This is a genomic window from Aequorivita antarctica, from assembly GCF_007997155.1.
Taxonomy (GTDB): Bacteria; Bacteroidota; Bacteroidia; order Flavobacteriales; family Flavobacteriaceae; genus Aequorivita; species Aequorivita antarctica.
The window spans coordinates 17,891-34,573 of the sequence record NZ_VORT01000007.1; the positions used below are offsets into that span (position 1 = coordinate 17,891).

The window sequence follows — 16,683 nt, forward strand, 5'->3', positions numbered from 1 at the left end:
TTACGCCATAAGCTTCTTTCTGGATTTGTTAATTGCGTGGGTGTGCATTTTTATATACCTCTTTCAACTTTGCAATACTATTTTGCGTGTAAACTTGTGTTGACGCAAGACTAGAATGGCCCAACAATTCCTTCACCGCATTAATATCTGCTCCTTCATTTAAAAGATGTGTTGCGAAAGAATGCCGCAAAATATGTGGGCTTTTCTTTACTTTTTCTGAAGCTAGACTAAAGTAAGAATTTATAATCCGATAGACAAGGGTTTCGTAGATTTTAACCCCTTTTGAGGTTAGAAACAACATTTCAGTGTCTTCAATCTTTTCCAATTGTTCGCGAAATGGCAAATACTCTTTAATGGTTTTCAGTACGGCGGGCAACAACGGAATTATTCGTTCTTTGTTTCTTTTACCCAAAACCTTGATGGTTTTTTGCGGAAACGAAACGTCATTCAGTTTTACACTTATCAGTTCCGCTCTACGTATTCCAGTAGAATAGAAAAGCTCCACAATCAATCGGTCACGCAAACCCTCAAAATTGTCTTCGACCTGCATCATTTCCATAACGTCCACGATTTCTCTTTCGGAAAAAGGGACTTGAATCTTTTTGGATGTTTTTAGTGCTTTGTGCTTGGCCAATGGGTTTATTTCAATTTGACCCGTTTTCAGAAGAAACTTATAATAGGTTTTTAGCGAAGAAAGCTTTCGGTTTACCGTCCGGTTTGATATACCTGAATCTACCAGTGAAACAATCCAGCTTCGCACGATGGAATAATTTACATTTACAATATCAGCATATTGATATTCTTCCGAAGCAAACTTTTGAAAATCTTCCAAATCCTTCAAATAGGCAGTCACCGTATGTGGCGAATATTTTTTTTCGAGCTGGAGATAGTCTGTGAAAGGCTTGAAAATCATTTCTTGTTTCTTGATCTATTACAAAATAACTCAATAACTCTTTAACCCAATAACTTTTAATCACAAAAAAAATCCGCTGGAATAAATTCCAACGGATTTGTATGTTTTAGATTCAAAAAAGAATACTAAATATCTTCCTGATCTCTAAGATTCTGGATGTATTGAGCTTTTTGCATTTGTGCTCTCTTCTTAACAGAAGGCTTTGCAAAAGCTTGTCTAGAACGCAACTGGCGCATAGTTCCTGTACGATCAAATTTACGCTTGAAACGCTTCAGCGCTCTGTCGATATTTTCTCCGTCTTTAACTGGTATAATTAACATAGTGTCATCACCTCCTCTCTTTAGGACGGCAAAAGTAAAAAAAAGTATTCAATAATCAGTAATCAGTAATCAGTTTTTTAGAAAAATTATTCTTTGTACAAAGATGCGCGTTTGCTCAAGTCCTGTATAAGTTTCTCTTCTTCTTTACTTTCTAACAATACGTTATAGGTTTTCCAAAACGATTCATTATAGGGTTTGCTTGAAAAAATATCTGCAGACCAATCGTTTTGTTTTAATTCTTGGTTTATTAAATCTGGGTCTTGGATTATATCACTGAATAATATTTCTTGAATGGTGTAGTAATATTGTTCATCCTTATCAAAGCCAGGTTCGGCTTCGGTCTTTGTCCTATCGGAAGACCTATCGCCAGTGTTGACCAATTTTGGAGTTTCGTAATAAATGTAGTTTGGATACATTTTACCGTTATATTCCATATAGGTAACTATAAGCTTGTGAATGGTCTGTGTGTCAAAAAGACTTTTACTTCTTTTTTTCTGTACATCAGAAGCGGCTACCAATTCATATTCCACTTTTTTAATGGCGTAATTGTCATAGTAAATATAGATCCACCCTTTCGGTTCAAAACCTTCGTTATAAATGTTTGGCGTATTCAAACCAACGAAATCTTTCCCTTTTGTAATTTTGATTTTATAGAGTTTTCTTCCATTGTCAACCAAAATAGTGTCCAAATCGAATTGTTGCTTCTCCAACATATTTTTTCCCAACAAAGCACCCGTTATATTTGAATTTCTTACCAAATTGAGCTTCCCTTTAAAAAGGTTTTCTAAACCATTTACACGGCTGTCATTCCACTTTATGGCTTCAACCAAAGATGAAGTTTTAATTTTATTTCTACTTAAATTTCCTGCTTTTGACCCTATACTTTTAAGATAGGCCGAATAGGTAAAAAGGCTATCAACATCTCTTAAATCATAGCTTTTTCGGGTTTCGTCAACATTTATTTTCAGATTGTTTTTTGCGCCAGAAGCATAGCTGGAATCATACAAAGTGATGGCACTCTCAATTAACCATTTGTATTCTTTTTTGTTGCGTTCTTTGTGTCGTAGAAATCCTTTTTGAAGATAGGGTTGCTCTGGAAGGTTTTTTGGTAGTTTCTCAATGGCTTTTTGTACTATGCCATTGCCCGTCGTGGGTCGTGGGTCAGCAACAATAACTACTTCATCCAAAGATGCCACATCTTCTTCCAAAAATATATCAGAACCGTTTTCAAATTCACTTATAACAACTTTAAAGCTTTTGTAACCGATTGAGGAAATAACCAGTGTGTCTTGTAAATGTTGCTGAGGCACTTTTAATACGAAATTACCATCTGCGTTGGTTATAGAGCCGATAGTTGTATTTTCTACATAAACACTGGCGCTTTCAATGGATTGGTAAGTTAAGAAATCGGCAACTTTTCCCCTCAGTTCTGTTTGGGCGAAGGTGGTTGCGCTGATGAAAAAAATTAATAGTGTGAAAAAATGTTTTATGTTGTAGTATTTCATTTCTCGCAATTAGATTTATAAAATTTAAAAGAATGAAGAATATTAGGTTGCTGGTTTATACTCTTTTCCTTCTATGACCATTTTGGCAATAATCTCCCGAAGGATTTCTGAAGTTCCACCGCCAATTGGCCCCAGTCTGCTATCACGCAATAAACGCGCCAAAGGATAATCTTCCATATACCCATAACCCCCTAAAAATTGAAGACACTCCGTCATTACCTCATCGGCAACTTTCGTAGAAATAAGTTTGCTCATCGTGGCTTCTTTTACCACATATTCGCCGTCATTTAAACGTTTTGCTGTAACATAATTAAAAGTTTTGCAAACCTCAATTTCACTGGCTATTTGCGCAACACGGTGGCGCAATGCTTGAAATTTCGAAATACTTTTTCCAAAAGCAAACCGATCTTTCATATATTGAATGGTGTACTCCAAAGCGAACTCGCTGCGTGCATGAGCATTGACACCCATTATAAGGCGTTCTAAAGCGAAATGTTGCATTATATAAGGAAATCCAGCATTCTCCTCGCCCAGTAAATTTCCGAGAGGAATTTCAACGTTGTCAAAAGCTATTTCCCCAGTGTCGCTAGCACGCCAGCCAAGTTTATCCAGTTTAGTTGCGGAAACGCCTTTTGCATCGCGATCCACCACAAAAATGCTAATACCTTTATTGCCCAATTCAGGAGCTGTTTTAGCAGCGACTATTAAGTAATCGCTGTAAATTCCGTTGGTAATAAATGTTTTTGAACCATTCAAAATATAATAGTCGCCTTTCTTTACCGCAGTACTGCGCATTCCAGAAACGTCGCTTCCACCGAAGGGTTCAGTGATACAAAGACAGCCAATTTTTTCACCTGTAATGCTTGGCGCTAAATATTTTTCTTTTTGTTCGTGATTGGCTTCTTTTTTAAGGTGAGTCATTGCTAAATATGCGTGCGCCCACATTGCTGCAGCAAAACCGCCACTATTCACTTTTTGAAGTTCTTCCAAAAAGATAACGGTGTAAAAAAGATCGAGATCCATCCCGCCGTATTCTTCTGGTTGAAATATTCCGAAGTAACCCATTTCACCAAATTTCTCCCAAATAAACCGTTCAATATGTCCGGTTTTTTCCCACTTCTCAATATGTGGCACTACTTCCTTTTGAAGAAAATCCTGAAAACTCTTCCTGAAAAATTCGTGTTCTTCTGTAAAATACATCTTATTCATGTGGTCTGAAAACTAATATTTATGAGCCTTTCGGCGATTTTTTAAATTTACTCAACGGACAAATATAACTGAATTAGCTGTAACTTTCTTTCCGTCATTCCTTCAATTTTTTCCAACTCTTGAATACTATTTATTTTTTCACGGAGTCTTCGGTATTCCCAAATTTTCTTTGCCATTTCAAAAGAAATGCTGGGAATGGTTGAAATATCGGAGGCTGAGGCGATGTTTACATTTATCTTTGAAATATGCTTCGAGGTTTTTACGGTAAAAAGATTTAGGGTTCGCTGCACTACTGAAGCATCTAGCCCGTAAACACTATATAATTGAATATCATCTGAGAAACCACCTAGTTTTTCCCGATAGGCAACAATCCGTTTACTGAGCGCTTCGCCAATGCCGCTCACTTGTTGCAATTGTTCTTCGGTTGCTTTATTGAGATCAATTTTTTGGGAGAAAGTTTTTTCTGAAAAGCCTTTTTCGCTTTTATAATCTTTGAAATTATTTTTCGGTTTTGGATTAGCTACCCAATCAGGAAATTTAAAAAACGGACTCAATTCATTCAATAGAGAATCTGAAACGCCCGTTACTTTTTTAAAGTCAGCTGCAGAATTAATCCATTTCCCTTCTTTTCGGTATTTAAGTAAACGGTCAATTTCTTCGTTTGACATTCCGTGGGTATAACCTTTATAATCTGTAATAAAATTGGGGTTAAAAGGATATTTTTTAGGCTTCCTGTTTTCCATTTCAACAAGGCGAAGCGAATCCAGCTCTTTTTGCATTGAAACAATTTCTAGGGAGGAAGTATCGAAGGTATCTTCTTCTGAAAAATCCACAAACCAATATACACACAACAAAGAAACGATGAGTAGCAACAAAAGGAAAATCCCACTTCGTTGTTGCTTGTTGAACGTGAAGTGGGATTTTATATTCATTTGACAAAAAGTTTAATCTGATATGGCCTCTCTCTTCATCTTTATTGCATCTAAATATCTTCTTAATTGTTTTTTAACAACTGGGAAAAGGAAGAAAAGTCCAATCATATTTGGAAAAATCATCGCAAATATCATTGCGTCTGAAAAATCCCAAATAGATTTCATATTTGCTGCGGCACCAATGATAATAAAGATACAAAAAAGAACTTTATAAACTAAATCCATGGTTTTTCCTCTTCCGAAAAGATATTTCCAAGATTGAAGCCCATAATATGACCAAGATATCATTGTTGATACAGCAAAAAGGAATACAGCAATAGTCAAGAAAATATTGGAATACGGGATAAATGCGTGAAATGCCTGAGCGGTAATTCCAGAGCCTTCATAAGATACACCGTCAATAATTGCAACACCGTGACCAGTTACGTCTCCATATTCAAAATAACCTCCCATATTAAAGATTATAATTACCAAAGCAGTCATAGTACATATAATTACTGTATCTATAAAAGGCTCTAATAGCGCCACCAAACCTTCACTTGCGGAATATTTTGTACGTACTGCAGAGTGAGCAATTGATGCTGAACCAGCACCAGCTTCATTGGAAAAGGCCGCCCTTTTAAAACCAACCAATAATACTCCAATTAAAGAACCAACACCAATTGCAGTTGGTTTAAATGCTTCAGAAATAATTAGGCTTACAGCATCGTCAATTAATGTATAATTACTTAAAATTATATACAAACAAGCAATTACATAAAAAATCGCCATAAATGGAACTACCTTTTCAGTTACTTGGGCAATTCTTTTTATACCTCCAATTATAATAATACCAACTAATATAGCAAGCAATACGCCAATCCAAAAACCAGCAGCTGTACTTTGAAGGTTGAACAAATCTTTCAATACAATGGTTGCTTGATTGGATTGTGCAGCATTACCCCCACCAAAAGAACCACCAATACAAAAAATAGCAAATAGCACAGCTGCTATTTTGCCTAGTGTTGCAAAGCCTTTTTCCTTGAGTCCTTTGCTCAAATAATACATTGGACCTCCATATACAGTACCATCTGGACCAACATCTCTATATTGAACACCCAGCGTACATTCCACAAACTTTGTAGACATTCCCAAGAGTCCACAGACTACCATCCAAAAAGTAGCTCCCGGCCCACCAAGTGCAATTGCCAAAGCAACCCCAGCTATATTTCCATTACCTACGGTTCCCGAAACTGCAGTGGCTAGGGCTTGAAAATGACTAACTTCTCCAGCAGAACTTTCGTCACGTATTGTATCTACAATATCACCATCAATGGCCAAATCATCGTCAAGTGCCTCAACGTGTGCCGCAAAATCGTCAACCTTATTCATGTCAACACCTTGAGCAATGCCACCTTCTCCGTATAAAATTTTAGCCCCGTGATTTTCTATATCCTCATATTTGCCTCGAACAGTTTGTATTGCCCGCCAAAAGTATCTGAAATTAGGAAACCCAAAGTACAATGTAAAAAATGTGGCACTGAAAACTAGTAAAATAAGAACAAACGGAACTCCACCTATTTGAAAGAAAATTACATTCGAGAAAAAATTAGATACAGGTAGAAAAGCCTGATTAATTTGTTCATCAATCCCCATTTCTGGAGGCGTTTCTTGAGCAAAATTTAATAATGGAATTAAAAATGTGATTAGCGAAAGAAGGGATTTCTTCATGGTAGATTTTTAAGATGAAACGCTTTCCTAAATAAAGCGAAGCAAGATGCTTAAAAAAAACTACATTTTCAAAAAAATGTATATAAATTTGTTAAGGCTTTCTTAAACCCTAAACCCTTTTTTAAAACTTTCCATTTACTAGGGGCTACCGTCCAATCTGGGAATATAAAATACAAGCTCAATTCAGTAAACAAAAAATCTGAAACACCTGTAATTCTTGCAAAATCTGCTTAAGAATTAACCTATTTGTCTTCCTTTCTATATTCAACAAACTGTCAATTTCTTTAGTGGCCATTCCCAAAATGGAACCTCTATAATCTGAATGGAAATTAGCTAAAAGGAATATTTTTTATTTTTTTGTTTTCAATTACACCAAAACGAAAGGAATCTAGTTCCTTTTTAAGTGAATAATTTCCACAAAATAAAACATCAAATGCCTCTTCCTTGGAAAAATAAAATTCAATATACACACAGGAATAAAACGATGAGCAACAACAAAAAGAAAATCCCACTTCGTTTTTTGCTGAACGTGAAGTGGGATTTTATATTTATAAAATATTTTTAAACTTCTCTCTCTTCTTTACTCTCTTTATGGATAGTAGCATCCATTTTATCTATTTTAATAGCATTTAGGTATTTTCTCAATTCCTTTTTCACTTTAGGCGAAAGCAATACTAAACCTATAATGTTCGGGAATACCATCGCAAAAATCATTGCATCGGAAAAACCGATTACAGCTCCCAAACTTGAAGAGGCGCCAACAACCAAAAATATTAAAAACAACACCTTATATGTTGTATCAGAAACCTTTCCTTTACCAAACAGAAACTTCCAAGATTGTAGCCCATAATAAGACCAAGAAATCATTGTAGAAATGGCAAAAAGAATAACGGCAATAGTTAGTACAACTGAAAAATGTGGAATTGCAGAATCAAAAGCTACCGAGGTTAAATCAACCCCATTAATTGGCTGATTGGTCGCATTAAGCATTACATTACTTGCAGAATCAAGATTTCCATATGTAAATAAGTTGTGTTTGGCATTGCTAATTACAATCACAATAGCGGTCATTGTACATATAATAACCGTATCAACAAAAGGCCCAAGTAAAGCAGTTAGTCCCTCACTGGCTGGATAACGGGTTTTTACTGCAGAGTGAGCAATGGCAGCAGAACCTACCCCAGCTTCATTGGAAAGTGCCGCACGTTGAAACCCTACTATCAATACTCCCATTACACCACCAAAAGCAGCGTTGGGGTTTATTGCTCCATCCCATATTTGATTGGCAGCATAAGGAATCATATCATAATTTATTCCTATAATCACTAAACCAGCTCCCACATAAATAATAGCCATAAAAGGAACTACTTTTTCAGTTACTGACCCTATTCTTTTAATTCCACCTATAATGACCAAGCCAACAATAACGGCCATAACCAAACCTACATAAAGGCCAGCGTTTGGGCCATCCCAGTCCATTAATTGGGTCAACTGTGCTGCGGCTTGATTGGATTGAAACATGTTGCCTCCTCCAAAGGACCCTCCAATGCACATAACGGCAAAAAAGATGGCCAATACTTTCCCAAAACCAGCCATTCCCATTTCTTTAAGGCCACTTGAAAGGTAATACATAGGCCCACCATAGGTTTTCCCGTCTCCGTCTACTTCTCTATATTTTACACCCAAAGTACATTCTACAAATTTTGAAGCCATTCCTAATAGTCCAGCTACAATCATCCATATTGTTGCTCCTGGACCGCCAATAGCTATGGCAACCGCAACGCCTGCAATATTTCCTAATCCTACAGTGGCGGACAAGGAAGCCGTTAGTGCTTGAAAGTGTGTAACCTCCCCGGGAACTTCACCTGTTAAATGAACAGTATCGTGAATTTCACCATCCTTTATCTCAATATCCTGATCAGCAGGAACGTGATGATCCAATTCGTCATATTTTCCTGCGGCTGTTTTTATACATATTTTTATGTATCTAAAGTTAACCCCATTGAAGTATAGTGTGAAAAAGAGTGCTCCCAACAATAAAAGAATAATTACAATAGGCATTTCTTTTCCCGCTATTGTTACGGGATAAAAAATTAAATCTACGATTGGCGTTGTATATTCGGCAAATACACCATCGATTTTTTCGCCAAAACTTTTTTGTTCTTGGGCGAAATTGATAAATGGTATAAAAAATGTAAATAGCGAAAGAAGATATTTCTTCATAGTGAATTTTTAAGATGAAACGTTTTATTAAACAAAACGAACAATATGCTTAAAAAAAATCACAATTTCAAAAGATTGAGAAGAAATTTGTTAACGTATTCTTAAACTCCGAATTCTTTTTTAAGGTTTTCTATCTGATCAGGGCGTCCAATCAATATCAATTTAGAGTTTTTTTGAAGAATGAGCGAAGGTTCGGGGTTAACAATATATTCACCCGTTGGGGTTCGGTAGCCAATGATGGAGCAGCCTGTTTTTTTTCGTACATCCAAATCTTTTATGGCTTGTTCCTTCCCATGCGGACACATTTTCTCAAAAGGTATCTGCTCTACATTAATACTGTCCTGCTGTCCTGAAACGGTCAAATTGTCTAAAAACTCCACGAGATCTGGAACAACTACCAATGAAGCCATGTGGTCGCCGCCAATTTTATCAGGCATAATTACGTTATCGGCTCCAGCAAGTTTCAGTTTTTTGTAACTGGTTTCCTCACTGGCACGGCTTATTATTTTAAGTTTTTTATTCATTTGTCTGGCAGAAAGTACAATGAACAGGTTGTCTGCATCATTTGGGGTAGCACAAATTAGTGTTGAAGCTCTTTCTATACCCGCCTTCATCAAAGTTTCATCTTCAATGGCGTCGCCCATAATGAATAACATATTTTCATCAGAGAAACGATCTATCACTTCTTCGTCTCTTTCTATTATTACAAATGGCTTCTTGTATGCCAATAATTTTTGAGCTGCTTGTTTTCCGTTTCTGCCATAACCGCAAACTATAATGTGATTATGCATGGATTCTAATTTTTTCTGCACTTTTTTCTGTCTTAAAATACCTGTGTTTTTACTTAAAATATATTCTGTAATTACCGAAATGGCATAACCAACAATAAAGATACTGGAAATGATGAGAAGCGAGACAAAAATTTTTTCTTGTGGGCTCAATGGCATTACCTCACCATAACCAACGGTTGTAACTGTAATCACCGTCATATAAAAAGCATCTATCCAACTGTAGTCAGAAAAAAAGTGAAAGCCAACCACCCCCGTTGTAAACACCAAGAGCAAGAGCAGAATTGCAACCGTTATTTTGGAACTTAAGAGTTGCTTCATAAATCAAAAACAGAGGTTCGTTTGGTATTTACAAGGTCTTTCAACTTCAGTAAAAAAGCCATGGTAAGATAGAGTGCAAAGCCTACGCCAAAGGTGGCAAAGGAAACATAAATGAAAAATAACCGAACGCTTTTAGCACGCATACCCAACCTGTCTGCGAAACGAGAAGAAACATAAAAGCCACGTTTTTCAAAATAATGGCGCAATGAATATATAGCTTGCAACATACCCGCAAATTACATTTTTTTGGTCTAAATCTGTATACCTAGGAAAAGAAAAGAACAGCCTTGGATTTGTTAGTTCTTTGATCTTTTCATTTCGGAACTAATTATTGAATTACCGATTGCGCAATGCAAACAGCTGTTTGTGTCGCAGTACTCATTTTTTAGTTGAAGTAATGCTTGACTTTGATATGCACTTTTTGAAATTTCTCTATATGAATTGAATTTCTTCACAATCGTGTTTTCTTCGGAAGAAATATCAGAAGCAAGTTTCAGTATTTCTTCAGAAATGTCTCTGCCCTGCTGTACTGCATAGCAAAATTTTAGGGGAATAATTGTATTGATTATCAAAAGGTCCACAAAGCTTTTGGTAATGCGCTTCTTTCGTTCCAACGAACCAATTCCAAAGTTATAATGGGTATCCCAATACTCACTTCCGTTTACTCTGAAAAGCTCATAAAGCTCATTCGCATCTTGGGCAGCAATTACTTTAGAAAACAAGTTTTCTTGCTCAAAATAAAGCATAGTAAACTGTGCCAAACGCACTGTTGGGAAATTTGGCGGACGGAGTCTAAAAAACTTAGGAGAAATTACATCTTCGTTTTTCAATTGAAATTTATGTTTTAAATATCCATAATTGGTTTTCAACGTTTTGAAATACCAATCTTCTGTTTCTCCCTCCAATAATCCTGCTTGTCCCATCAAAAGGGCTTCCAAATCCTGCCGCTCCTGACTGCATTTTTTTACTACGGAAAAATCAATTGATTTTGCAATACTGAAAAAGGAATCGCCGTTCACTTTCAACCCAAAATTTTTACAAAGCATTCTAAACAGTAAACTTTCCCAATGGTTTTGGGTATCTTTTAATTCTTTGAGAAGTATTTTTTCTTTCTTCTGAAGCCTTTCAAAATAAAGCCTTTCCAGCCAATTTTCAATAGTAAAACCACTGACAGCGTCAAAATCATTTTCACAGTTGATCCATTTTTTTTCTTTTGAAAACAGCTTTTGATATTGCTCCAAAGTAGGTTTTGGAATGTGCTTTTTCACAGCAAATGTGGGAATCACCGAGCCGTCCTTTCTATAAATTTCAGCATCATGCTCCCAAACAACGTGCAGTATCACATTATCATAAGCAGCATCGGCTTCATGGCCATGTGTGTACCAATCTGAAGATTTAATGTGGATTTCAACATTACCAGCCCAAAGCTGGTTGTCCAGCTCAATTTGAGCATTAAAAAAATCTGGCCCTGAGTTTAAGTTATGGCTCCCTTGGTTCTTTATGTGGAGATTTTCATTATTCGAAGTGTAAAAACTACCCACATCAAACTTCTGAAATTTCCACACGTAGTGCAGAAAATCTTCTTTCATTAGAAATAAAATTTAAGGGGAGTCTTAAAAATGTAATGTAAATATAGCAAAAAATACTATGCCTCGACTTCTTGCTTTTGCGATTTCTCTTGCGTATCAGCCTGTTTATGAACTTTTTCTGAAATAGTATCTACATAAAGAATACGGTTCCATTTATAAAGTCTTCGCGAAAGCAACACGTATCTAAAAATGCCTACTGCCAAAAAAATTACACAAACAGCGAGCGCCACATAGCCCAACCATTTTATATTTTCAAAATCTTTCAATTGCAAAATCCCAATACCACCTATCAACAGGTAAAGTGAGGAACGGATGTATGAGAGCAGTGTGCGTTCGTTGGCCAATTTGGTGCGCTCCAAAGCCAATATTTCATTGGTGTTTGCTGGCACGGGTTTAGTACGCAAAAATCGAAATAATTTTTTAGCTTCATTTTTCATAGTAGCCTAAAAATAACAAAAATCCCGCTCCATTTATAGGGAAGCGGGATTTAATTTAAAATATCAAAAAAAACTACAATGCCCGAATAATATCGTGTTTTGTAATTATGTTATAATTGCCATTTCCCAAATCTACCAAAACAGCATTGTTTTCTTTGTGAATCAATTTTGAAATTTCTTCGATTGGGGTGCTTTTCTTTACTATTGGAAAGGGTTTGTGCATCACTTCTTTTATAGGAAGGTCTGCTACATTTTTGTTTTCCAGATATTTTCGAAGTAAATCAGTCTCGTCTAAAGCCCCCACAAAACCAGTAGTATCTTCCACAGGAATCTGTGAAATATTGTATTTCTTCATTCGCTCAATAGCGTGGCCTACAAGTTCCTCCGTTTTAACAGTAATCAATGGTTTGTCTTCGTGTTCCTTTATCAAATCGGAAGCATTTTTGGCTTCGTCTTCTACAAAACCGCGCTCGCGCATCCACTCGTCATTGTACATTTTTCCCACATAACGACTGCCGTGATCGTGGAAAAGAACCACTACTACATCATCTTTGGTGAATTTATCCTTCAGTTGAAGTAGCCCCTTAATTGCAGCTCCAGCTGAATTCCCCAAAAAGAAACCTTCCATTTTTGCAAGTTTCTGCGTGTAGATTGCGGCATCTTTATCGGTTACTTTCGTGAAACCGTCAATTACACTGAAGTCAACATTTTTCGGAAGAATATCCTCGCCAATTCCTTCGGTTATATAAGGGTAGATTTCGTTTTCGTCAAAAATTCCCGTTTCGTGATATTTTTTGAAAACACTTCCGTAGGTATCAATTCCCCAAACTTTTACATTCGGATTTTGTTCTTTTAAATATTTTCCAACACCGCTAATTGTTCCGCCAGTACCAACACCTACTACAAAATGAGTAACTTTTCCATCGGTTTGCTTCCAGATTTCTGGGCCGGTACTTTCGTAGTGTGCTTTTGTGTTACTTGGATTGTCATATTGGTTTACATACCAACTATTCGGTGTTTCCTCAGCTAGCCTTTTGCTGGTGGAATAATAACTACGTGGATCTTCGGGTGCAACATTGGTTGGGCAAACTATAACTTTACTTCCCACAGCTTTAAGTATGTCAATTTTTTCCTTGCTCTGTTTATCGCTGATTACGCAAATCATTTTGTAACCTTTTACAATTGCAGCAAGCGCTAAACCCATTCCTGTATTACCGGAAGTACCTTCTATGATTGTTCCGCCAGGTTTTAAGCTACCATCTGCCTCAGCGTCTTCAATCATTGTTAAAGCCATTCTATCTTTAACCGAATTACCGGGATTAAAAGTTTCATATTTGGCGAGAACCAAAGCAGGGATGTCCCCAATTATTTTGTTGATTTTCACCATAGGCGTGTTTCCGATGGTTCCCAATATATTTTCTGCGTATTCCATAGTTTTTTTTAGAAGTGAACCCCTAAGCATAAAGCTTCGGGGTTTGTGGACAAAGGTACAATTTATTGATGAAAAGCAAAGACTGGATTGAAGAGTCTACTCAAACCTTATGGCCTTCACCGGAGAAATTTTCGAAATAATAAAGGAGGGAATCAAAAGCATTAAAAGGCAAAGTAGAAAAGTGCCTGCATTCAATATTAAAATATAATCCCAATGCAAATAAACAGGGGCTTCGTTTACGTAGTATGTATCTGGATTAAGTTTGAAAACTTTACCGTATTTCTGAACCAAAAGTAGTCCAATCCCAATAACATTTCCCCAAAAAAGACCTACCCCAATCAAATACATTGCATTGTAAAGAAATACTTTCCGCACGCTCCAATTACTACTGCCAAGCGCTTTCAAAATTCCTATCATTTGAGTGCGCTCCAAAATAAGTACTAGGAGTGCTGTAATCATATTAATACCTGCCACCAATATCATAATCCCAATAATCATAATGATATTGAAGTCGAAAAGGTCCAGCCACTCAAAAATAGAGGCGTATTTTTGGCGAATGGTTTGCGTGTCCAGCGTGCTGCTCGTTTCTTTGTAAACTTCGTTTCCAATCGGGATTATTTGATCAAAATCGTTTACAAAAACCTCGAAAGCGCCAATTTGATCGTCTTCCCATTTGTTCAAGCGCTGAATGTGGCGAATATCAGTAATTATAAATTGTTCGTCAAACTGCTGAAAGCCGCTATTGTAAATACCAACAATATCAAAACCACGGCTGCGTGGCGTTTTGGAAACTTCATCATTAAGAAAGAAAGTAGTCACTTTATCACCGAGTTTCAAATGCAGCCTATTCGCCAAATATTCTGAAATCAGGATATCTTCATTCAAATCTCCTTTAAAATCGGGTAGTTTTCCTTCCGTTAAATAATCTTTGAAATATTCCCAATCGTAATCTGCGTCCACTCCTTTTACTACAACGCCTTCAAAATCTGTTTCCGTGCGGATAACGCCACCTTTGGAAGCGGTAACCTGCACGTGTTTAATGCCGTCAATATTCTTGAATTCTGGATAAAAATCCTGATTTTTTGAAATCGGGTTTTGTGAGTCGTTGGAAAAATTGGTGTCGAAATTCGTGATAATGATGTCTCCATTGAAAGCAGAAACCTTTTCCCGTATCTTTTTTTGAAGTCCCACGCCTGTGGCGATGGAGATAAGCATCATAATAATACCGAGCGCGATTGCAGTGATTGCAATTTTTATTATCGGTGCCGAAATACTACTTTTATAGTCCTTGGAAGCAATGATGCGCCGGGCGATGAAAAATTCGAAATTCACTGAAGTTATATGGCTTTATCTTTTTTCAAAAATACAGTTTTATTGGTTGTTTTGACTATTTTTTCCTGCGGAAGTTCTACAGAGAAGAAAGAAGAAAGAGGAAAGAGAAAAGAGAATCAAGAAGCAAGAGCCAAGACTCAAGAAGACACTTCGGCGGAGTTTACATTGAGCGAAGCCGATATGCTCAGTGACCAAGAAATCATTGTTGGTGCGGAGCAATTTCAACTATATTCTGAACTGCTAAAAGGTAAAAATGTAGGCGTTGTTGCCAATCAGACTTCTTTTTTAGAAAATGAAAAGCAACATTTGGTCGATTTTTTAATTTCAAAAAATATTTCGGTAAAAGTAGTTTTCTCACCAGAACACGGATTCAGAGGCAAGGCAGATGCTGGCGAACACGTTAAAGACGGTATTGACACTAAAACTGGTGTTCCGCTTATATCGCTTTATGGCGACAATAAAAAACCGAAGCTGGAACAATTGGCTGGTGCTAAAAAAATAGAAGAGGATATTAATAAAGGCGTGTCCAATATTGAGGTAATGGTTTTTGATTTACAAGATGTGGGCGCTCGATTTTACACCTATATTGCCACACTTCATTATGTAATGGAAGCCTGTGCCGAAGCGGGAATTCCTGTAATTGTTTTGGACAGACCAAACCCAAACGGACATTACGTTGATGGTCCAATTATGGAACCCGAAAACCAAAGTTTTGTTGGAATGAACCCTGTGCCTGTTGTTCATGGAATGACGATCGGGGAATATGCACAAATGCTCAATGGTGAAGGTTGGTTGAAGAATAAAGTGAAATGTGAGCTGACTGTTATTAAAATGAAAAACTACAATCATCAAAAAGAGTACTCACTTCCCATAAAACCATCACCCAATCTGCCGAACGATCAAGCTATAAATTTGTATCCTAGCCTTTGCTTTTTTGAAGGAACATTTATAAGTGCCGGCCGCGGCACGGATATGCAGTTTCAGGTTTTTGGCGCGCCTAGCTTACCTGCTTCAAAATATACTTTTGAATATACGCCTCAATCCAACGAAGGTGCAAAAAGCCCAAAATTCAAAGGGCAGGTATGCCACGGTAAAGATCTTCGGAAAGAACCGCGATTAAGTAAAATCAATTTGGAATGGTTGATTGATGCGTACAACGCCAACGGAAAAAAGAAGGATTTTTTCAATTCTTTTTTTGTGAAACTTGCCGGAACGGACAAGTTGCAAAAACAGATTGAGCAAGGGTTATCTGCGGAAGAAATCCGAGATTCCTGGAAAAAAGGACTTATGGAATTTCGAATTATTCGAGGGCAATATTTGCTTTACCCTTGAAAAAGTCGCAGTCGCAGTTTTCAGTTGCAGTAAGCAGTTTTAATTACTGAAAACTGCGACTGAGACTGTCTACTTATTTAAAAGTCGTTTCATCTCTTCCACAATATTAAAAGCGGCGGGACAAATGGCAACATTCTGCATTGTAAGGTTTGAAATCTGCTGAAATTTCTTTCTATCTGTGTGGGGAAATTCGCGGCAGGCTTTTGGGCGTACCTCATAAATGCTACAATAATTATCTGCTCCCAAAAAAGTACAGGGCACGCTTTGCAGCACATAATCTTTATCTTCGTCAATCCGCAGATAGGTTTCGATGAATTGTTGCGGTTTCATCCGAAAATGTTTTGAAATACGCTCTATGTCTTTATCGGTAACAAGTGGGCCGGTGGTTTTACAGCAATTCGCGCAAGTCAAACAATCTGTCCTTTGGAACTCTTCCTCGTGCAGTTCTTGCATCAAACTGTCGAGATGTTTTGGCGGCTTTTTCTTCAGCTTCGAGAAGAACTTTTTGTTTTCGGGTTCCGCTTCTTTTGCTTTTTGTGGAAGTTGTTTTAGGATATTTTCCATATCAATTTTTCTCTGTGCTCTCTGTGCCTCTGTGTTAATTTTTCACCACAGAGGCACAGAGGACACAGAGTTTTAT

The 16,683-nt window shown here is 37.0% G+C and carries 15 protein-coding genes; 1 reads left to right on the forward strand and 14 read right to left on the reverse strand.

Annotation, left to right across the window (positions count from 1 at the left end; all coding sequences use genetic code 11):
- Window positions 1-28: 28 nt before the first annotated feature.
- The 13 genes from ESU54_RS10565 to ESU54_RS10625 form a co-directional block, all read right to left on the reverse strand.
- Window positions 29-913: a tyrosine-type recombinase/integrase gene (locus ESU54_RS10565; protein WP_111844431.1), complete on the reverse strand. Its 885-nt coding sequence runs from the start codon at window positions 911-913 to the stop codon at window positions 29-31.
- Window positions 914-1,038: 125 nt separating this feature from the next.
- Window positions 1,039-1,233, reverse strand: coding sequence for a 30S ribosomal protein S21 (gene rpsU, locus ESU54_RS10570; RefSeq protein WP_111844430.1), 195 nt, complete (start codon window positions 1,231-1,233; stop codon window positions 1,039-1,041).
- A gap of 86 nt (window positions 1,234-1,319) precedes the next feature.
- Entirely contained in the window at window positions 1,320-2,738 is a 1,419-nt protein-coding gene (locus ESU54_RS10575) for a carboxypeptidase-like regulatory domain-containing protein (RefSeq protein ID WP_111844429.1), read from the reverse strand.
- Between the two features lie 42 nt (window positions 2,739-2,780).
- Complete coding sequence (locus ESU54_RS10580) at window positions 2,781-3,947, reverse strand: acyl-CoA dehydrogenase family protein (protein ID WP_111844428.1); 1,167 nt, start codon at window positions 3,945-3,947, stop codon at window positions 2,781-2,783.
- Between the two features lie 47 nt (window positions 3,948-3,994).
- A complete protein-coding gene (locus tag ESU54_RS10585; RefSeq protein ID WP_111844427.1) occupies window positions 3,995-4,879 on the reverse strand; it encodes a ComEA family DNA-binding protein in 885 nt (294 codons plus the stop codon).
- A 12-nt stretch (window positions 4,880-4,891) separates the two neighbouring features.
- On the reverse strand, window positions 4,892-6,589 hold the full coding sequence (locus ESU54_RS10590; RefSeq protein WP_111844426.1) for an alanine/glycine:cation symporter family protein: 1,698 nt from the start codon (window positions 6,587-6,589) through the stop codon (window positions 4,892-4,894).
- Between the two features lie 561 nt (window positions 6,590-7,150).
- Window positions 7,151-8,812, reverse strand: a complete 1,662-nt coding sequence (locus ESU54_RS10595) for an alanine/glycine:cation symporter family protein (RefSeq protein WP_111844425.1) — start codon at window positions 8,810-8,812, stop codon at window positions 7,151-7,153.
- Between the two features lie 101 nt (window positions 8,813-8,913).
- Window positions 8,914-9,921 carry a potassium channel family protein gene (locus ESU54_RS10600; protein ID WP_111844424.1) on the reverse strand — a complete coding sequence of 336 codons (1,008 nt, stop codon included), beginning with the start codon at window positions 9,919-9,921 and terminating at the stop codon, window positions 8,914-8,916.
- On the reverse strand, window positions 9,918-10,148 hold the full coding sequence (locus tag ESU54_RS10605) for a PspC domain-containing protein (protein ID WP_111844423.1): 231 nt from the start codon (window positions 10,146-10,148) through the stop codon (window positions 9,918-9,920). The genes ESU54_RS10600 and ESU54_RS10605 overlap by 4 nt, the downstream gene beginning before the upstream one ends.
- Before the next feature lie 69 nt (window positions 10,149-10,217).
- Window positions 10,218-11,510 (reverse strand): DUF2851 family protein, encoded by a 1,293-nt coding sequence (locus ESU54_RS10610; protein WP_111844422.1) that lies wholly within the window; start codon window positions 11,508-11,510, stop codon window positions 10,218-10,220.
- Window positions 11,511-11,566: 56 nt separating this feature from the next.
- Complete coding sequence (locus ESU54_RS10615; protein WP_317046621.1) at window positions 11,567-11,914, reverse strand: DUF202 domain-containing protein; 348 nt, start codon at window positions 11,912-11,914, stop codon at window positions 11,567-11,569.
- A 106-nt stretch (window positions 11,915-12,020) separates the two neighbouring features.
- A complete protein-coding gene (locus ESU54_RS10620; RefSeq protein WP_111844460.1) occupies window positions 12,021-13,379 on the reverse strand; it encodes a pyridoxal-phosphate dependent enzyme in 1,359 nt (452 codons plus the stop codon).
- 96 nt (window positions 13,380-13,475) lie between these two features.
- Entirely contained in the window at window positions 13,476-14,711 is a 1,236-nt protein-coding gene (locus ESU54_RS10625; protein WP_111844420.1) for an ABC transporter permease, read from the reverse strand.
- Between the two features lie 9 nt (window positions 14,712-14,720).
- On the opposite strand from ESU54_RS10625, the gene ESU54_RS10630 reads away from it, so the two are divergent.
- On the forward strand, window positions 14,721-16,043 hold the full coding sequence (locus ESU54_RS10630; RefSeq protein ID WP_111844419.1) for an exo-beta-N-acetylmuramidase NamZ family protein: 1,323 nt from the start codon (window positions 14,721-14,723) through the stop codon (window positions 16,041-16,043).
- A gap of 69 nt (window positions 16,044-16,112) precedes the next feature.
- Here the strand turns inward: ESU54_RS10630 and ESU54_RS10635 are convergent, their stop codons facing one another.
- Window positions 16,113-16,607 carry a YkgJ family cysteine cluster protein gene (locus tag ESU54_RS10635; RefSeq protein WP_111844418.1) on the reverse strand — a complete coding sequence of 165 codons (495 nt, stop codon included), beginning with the start codon at window positions 16,605-16,607 and terminating at the stop codon, window positions 16,113-16,115.
- Window positions 16,608-16,683: the final 76 nt, after the last annotated feature.